This window comes from Frankia sp. CoWAU3 (assembly GCF_977971855.1).
The window spans coordinates 14,659-20,634 of the sequence record NZ_CDWWXB010000034.1; the positions used below are offsets into that span (position 1 = coordinate 14,659).

At 73.2% G+C, this 5,976-nt stretch carries 5 protein-coding genes; all 5 read left to right on the forward strand.

All coding sequences use genetic code 11. The annotated features are described in order from the left end of the window. Positions 1-35: 35 nt before the first annotated feature. Positions 36-416 (forward strand): 50S ribosomal protein L20, encoded by a 381-nt coding sequence (gene rplT / locus AC08ON_RS05695; protein ID WP_011437565.1) that lies wholly within the window; start codon positions 36-38, stop codon positions 414-416. 20 nt (positions 417-436) lie between these two features. After that, entirely contained in the window at positions 437-1,345 is a 909-nt protein-coding gene (locus tag AC08ON_RS05700; protein WP_476607232.1) for a TrmH family RNA methyltransferase, read from the forward strand. Then, positions 1,345-2,490, forward strand: coding sequence for a sensor histidine kinase (locus AC08ON_RS05705; protein ID WP_011437563.1), 1,146 nt, complete (start codon positions 1,345-1,347; stop codon positions 2,488-2,490). Before AC08ON_RS05700 ends, AC08ON_RS05705 begins: the two co-directional genes overlap by 1 nt. A 179-nt stretch (positions 2,491-2,669) precedes the next feature. Then, a complete protein-coding gene (gene pheS, locus AC08ON_RS05710) occupies positions 2,670-3,773 on the forward strand; it encodes a phenylalanine--tRNA ligase subunit alpha (protein ID WP_476607233.1) in 1,104 nt (367 codons plus the stop codon). A 3-nt stretch (positions 3,774-3,776) separates the two neighbouring features. After that, positions 3,777-5,976 (forward strand): phenylalanine--tRNA ligase subunit beta (gene pheT / locus AC08ON_RS05715; protein ID WP_476616575.1); only part of this gene is annotated, 2,200 nt, incomplete at its 3' end.

Here is a 5,976-nt window from a genome sequence, read left to right on the forward strand (position 1 = left end):
CCGGACGCACCCGAACGAAGGAGACAGGTGCCCTCATGGCACGCGTGAAGCGGGCGGTCAACGCCCAGAAGAAGCGCCGTACGGTCCTCGAGCAGGCCAGCGGCTACCGGGGCCAGCGCTCGCGGCTCTACCGCAAGGCCAAGGAGCAGATGCTCCACTCGATGACCTACTCCTACCGGGACCGCCGCGCGCGCAAGGGCGACTTCCGGCAGCTGTGGATCACTCGGATCAACGCGGCGGCGCGGGCGAACGGTCTGACCTACAACCGCTTCGTGCAGGGTCTGAAGCTGTCCGGCGTCGAAGTCGACCGCAAGATCCTGGCCGACCTCGCGGTCAACGACGCGGTCGCGTTCACCGCCCTGGTCGAGGTGGCACGGGCCGCGCTGGCGGCGGCGCCGGAGCCCACCGCCGCCTGAGCCCGTCGCGACGTCGGCCCGTGCCCGCCTCCCGCGTGTCCTCCACGACCGACGCCCCTTCGCCGGACGCCCCTTCGCCGGAGGCCCCTTCGCCGGGGCCGGCGCCGATCGCCGGAGCGCGCTCCGGGCGGGTCGGTGCCGCGCGTCGCCTCAAGCGGCCCGCGGCCCGGCGCGAGCAGGGCAGGTTCCTGGTCGAGGGGACGCAGGCGGTGGGCGCGGCATTGGCCGTCGGCGAGCTGCTTGAGGTGTTCGTCGGAGTCTCCGCGACTCCCCGGCACGAGGAGCTGCTGCGGGCGGTCCGGGTGCCGGTCCGGGTCGTGACGGACGAGGCCGTGGCGTCGCTGTCGGAGACGGTGACCCCCCAGGGCCTCGTCGCGGTCGCGGCCCTGCCCGCTCATCGGCTCGCCGACCTGCACGCCCCCCGGCTGGTCGCGGTGTGCATCGGCGCGGGCGATCCGGGTAACGCCGGCACGGTGATCCGCAGCGCGGACGCGGCCGGAGCGGACGCCGTCGTCTTCACCGGGAGCGGTGTCGACCCCTTCGGGGGCAAGTGCGTGCGCTCCTCGGCCGGCAGCCACTTTCACCTCCCGGTGATCGTGGAACCAGCCTTGGCCGTGGTGCTGGACCGGCTGCGGGCCCGGGGTTGCCGCATCGTGGCGACGTCCGGAGCCGCGGATCGCGACATTGACACCGCCGTCGCGGCCGGTGAGCTCGACGGGCCGACGGCGTGGCTGTTCGGTAACGAGGCACATGGGCTGGCTTCGGCTACTCTGGCCGCCGCGGACGCGGTTCTGCGGGTACCGGTGTACGGTCAGGCCGAGTCCCTGAATCTTGCGGTTGCGTCCGCCCTGTGCCTTTACGCGTCGGCGCGGGCGCAGAGAACGGGCAGGTCCGGTACTGACGGCACCGGAGGAGGTGGTCGACGGTGATGAACATTGTCACGTCGCCATCCGGGCAGGTGCCGCCCTCCGGCCCCGGCTGCGCGCCCGATGCCACCGATTCAGCCGTGTCGGCCGCGCAGGACGGCCCACTGCCTGCCGCCGCCTTCGACCTGCTACCGGATTCGGTGATCGTGACCGACGCTGCCGGCGTCGTCGAGGTGTTCAACCGGGCGGCGGCGAAGCTCACCGGGGTGGATGGACCGTCCGCGATCGGCCGGCATCTGACCGAGGTCCTCCCGTTGCTGGACGAGCGGGGCAACGACTGGTGGGAGTGCTCTACGGCCAGCCGGAACCTGCCGCGGGTCACCGGGCAGCCGGAGCGGCGCCTGACCTACGCGGGTCCGGTCCACGACCGTGACTTCCACGTCACGGTGCGGTTCAACCGGGTCGCCGGTCGGCTGGTGCGGGTGTCGCTGTCCCTGCGCGACACCCTCAGCCGCGAGCGGCTGGAACGCAACCGGGCGGACCTGGTCGCGACCGTGGCGCACGAGCTGCGCTCGCCGCTGACCAGTGTGAAGGGATTCACCGCGACGCTGCTCGCCAAGTGGGACCGGTTCACCGACGAGCAGAAGAAGCTCATGCTGAACACGGTCAACACCGACGCCGACCGGGTCACGCGCCTGCTCACCGAGGTGCTGGACGTCTCTCGGATCGACTCCGGACGCATCCAGGTCCGCAAGCAGATCGTCGACCTGCCCGCCCGGGTGCGTTCGGTGGTGGACGGCAAGGTGGCCTCGGGTGCGGCGGGCGCCGACCGGTTCTTCATCCGCGAGGAGGGCGAACTGCCCGAGATGTGGGTCGATCCGGACAAGATTGAACAGGTACTGCACAACCTCGTCGACAACGCCCTGCGGCATGGTGCGGGTACTGTGACGGTACTGCTGCGTGGCAGGGACAGCGGCACGGAGGTAAGCGTGGCCGACGAGGGTGAAGGCGTGTCCGAATCGAACGCCGCGCGCGTGTTCACGAAGTTCTGGCGGGGCGCCAGCCGCGGGAACGGCACCGGCCTCGGGCTCTACATCGCCAAGGCGCTGATCGAGGCGCACGGCGGCACCATCTCGGTCGGCCGGGCCCCGGGTGGCGGCGCCGAGTTCCGATTTTTCGTGCCCGCCGGTGGCCCGGTGTTCGGCTGACGCCGAGCACCGCGAACCGACCGGTGGGCGCCCCGGGCGGCCAGGCGCGCGCCGCCGCCTCCGGCCCGGACATCCCAGGCCCGGACGAACCCCGCCGCAGGCCGGACGACCCCGGCTTCCCGCCGGGATGACCCTGCTTTTCACCCGATGCTTTTCACCCGATGACGAGGATGAGCACCGTGCCCGCCCCTGGAGAGACTGTCGACCCGTCCCGGGTCCACGCCCTCGACCCCGATCAGCTCGACGCGGCCGTCGACGCGGCGCGGGAGTCGATCCGCGCCGCCGCCGATCTCGACGCGCTGGCAGCCGTCCGTATCGCCCACATCCAGGGTGCCTCCGCACCGCTGGTACTGGCCCGCCGGGAGCTCGGTGCCCTGCCCCGTGCGGAGCGTGCCGACGCCGGTCGCCGGCACAACGCCGCCCGCACGGCCGTACAGGCCGCCTACGACGCCCGGCTGGCCGAACTCACCGTCGAACGCGACGCCCGGGTGCTGCGCGAGGAACGGGTCGACGTGACCCTGCCCGTCGACCGCCGCCGCCGTGGTGCCCGCCACCCGCTGACCGCCCTGTCCGACCGGCTTGCCGACGTGTTCGTGGCGATGGGCTACGAGGTCGCCGAGGGACCCGAGGTCGAACACGACTGGTTCAACTTCGAGGCCCTGAACATGGCGCCCGATCACCCGGCCCGCAGCGAGCACGACACGCTCTACGTCGCGCCGACCGGGGCGGGCCGGGTGCTGCGTACCCACACCTCCCCGGTGCAGATCCGCTCCCTGCTGAACCGCCCGCTGCCCGTGTACGTCGTGTGCCCGGGGCGGACATACCGCAACGACACCATCGATGCGACGCACTCGCCGGTCTTCGGCCAGCTCGAAGGTCTGGCCGTGGACAGGGGCATCACCATGGCGGACCTGCGTGGCACCCTGGAGGTCTTCGCCCAGGCGTTGTTCGGGGCGGGCCTGTCGACGCGGCTGCGCCCGTCGTTCTTCCCGTTCACCGAGCCGTCCGCGGAACTGGACGTGCAGTGCTTCGCCTGCCGCGGGGAGGCGGCCCGCCAGCCCTGTCGGGTCTGTTCGGACGAGGGCTGGATCGAGGCCGGCGGCTGCGGCATGGTCGACCCGCACGTCCTGCGGGCCGCGGGGGTCGACCCGACCCGGTACAGCGGTTTCGCGTTCGGGATGGGGCTGGAACGGGCCGCGATGGTCCGCCATGGCATCCGGGAGATCCGCGATTTCGTCGACGGTGACGTCCGGTTCAGCCTGCCGTTCGGAATCGAGGACTGACCCATGCTGATCGTGATGTCCTGGCTGCGGGAGTATGTGGCGGGGCTGCCGCCCACGCGGGCCGTCGCCGACGCGTTGATCCGGGCCGGTTTCGAGGTCGAGGGACTGCGTAGCGTCGGGGGCGAGTTCTCCGGCGTGGTCGTCGGGGAGATCGTCGGCTTCGAGATCGTCGAGACGAAGAAGAAGGCCGTCCGCTGGTGCCAGGTCCGGGTCGCCGAGAGCGCCGGATCCGAGGATGCCGGATCCGAGAGCGCCGGATCCAGGGGCGAGGGCGTGCGCGGCGTCATCTGCGGGGCGCACAACTTCGCCGTCGGCGACCGGGTGGCGGTCGCGCTGCCCGGCGCCGTGCTGCCCGGCGGGTTCGAGATCACCGCGCGGAGGACCTACGGCCATGTCAGCGAGGGGATGATCTGCTCGGCCCGGGAACTGGGCCTCGGCGAGGAGTCCGACGGCATCCTGGTGCTCGCGCCGCGGGCGCCGATCGGCGCCGACGTCGCCGAGCTGCTCGATCTCGCCGACGAGGTGCTCGACATCGCGGTCACCCCGGACCGGGGCTACGGTCTGTCGGTGCGGGGGATCGCCCGGGAGGCGGCGACCGCCTTCGCGCTGCCGTTCACGGACCCGGGCGCGCCGGCGGACCCGGCAGCCGTCCCGGGGCCCGCCAGGGAGGCCTATCCGGTCGTCGTCGAGGACACCGCGGCGTGTGACCGCTACGTCGCCCGGGTGGTGACCGGGGTCGACTCGCGGGCCACCACCCCGCTGGGGTGGCAGCGGCGGCTGTCGCTGTCCGGGATGCGGTCAATCTCGGTGCCGGTCGACGTCACCAACGCCGTGCTGCTGGGCCTCGGCCAGCCGTTGCACGCCTTCGACCGGGCGAAGCTGACCGGCGCGATCATTGTGCGCCGGGCCGTCGCCGGAGAGACGCTGCGCACCCTCGACGGGGCCGACCGCACTCTCGACCCCGAGGATCTGGTCATCGCCGACGACACCGGTCCGATCGCGCTCGCCGGGGTGATGGGCGGGGCCACCACGGAGGTGTCCGCGACGACCACCGACATCGTCCTCGAGGCTGCGCACTTCGACCCGATCACGGTGGCCCGCACCGCCCGCCGGCACCGGCTGTCCTCGGAGGCGTCGCGGCGTTTCGAACGCGGCGTCGACCCGGCACTCGCGCCGGTCGCCGCAGCGCTGGCCGTCGACCTGCTCGCCGAGCTCGCCGCCGCCCGTCCCGAGCCCGGCGTGACCGACCTGGACCGCCGCCCCGCCCCGGCGCCGGTGACCCTGCCGCTGACGGAACCGGAACGCCTCGCCGGCCGGCCCTACCCCGCCGAGGTGGTGCGGCGCCGGCTCGTCGGTGTCGGCTGCGCGGTGGCTGACGGGTCGGCGACCGAGGACCTGCCCGGTGTTCTGATCGCGACGCCGCCGTCCTGGCGTCCCGACCTGACCCGGCCCGCCGATCTCGTCGAGGAGATCATGCGGCTGGAGGGGTACGACACCATCCCAGTGACCCTGCCGTCGCTGCCCGCGGGGCGCGGGCTCACCGCCGCGCAGCGGATGCACCGCGCGGTGGGCCGGGCGCTGGCCTGTGCGGGGTTCGCCGAGGTGCTTACCCTGCCGTTCGTACCCGAGGACGCCGCCGACGCGCTCAGCCTGGCCGCGGCCGACCCGCGGCGTGCGGCGGTCCGGATCGTGAACCCGATCGCCGAGGACGCCGGCTACCTGCGGACGACCCTGCTACCCGGACTGATCGCGGCGGCCGTGCGCAACATCGGCCGGGGGCAGCGCGATCTCGCCCTGTTCGAGAGCGGTCTGGTGTTCCGTGAACGCGAACGGATCCCGACGGACGTCGTCACCCCGCCGGTGGATCGTCGGCCCTCCGCCGCGGAGATCGCCGCTCTGGACTCGACCCTGCCCGGCCAGCCCCGCCACGTCGCCGCGCTCCTCACCGGGCGCCGTGAGCCAGGTGGCTGGTCCACGCCGGCCCGGGACGCGGACTGGGCGGACGCGGTGGACGCCGCGCACGTGGTCGCCGAGGCGGTGGGCGTGACCCTGACGGTCAGAGCCGGCAATGTCATGCCCTGGCACCCGGGCCGCCTCGCGGAGCTCTCGATCGACGGCCGGGTCGTGGGCCACGCGGGTGAGCTGCACCCCCGGGTGCTCAGCGACGTCGGGCTTCCGCCTCGGGCCGGCGCGATGGAACTGG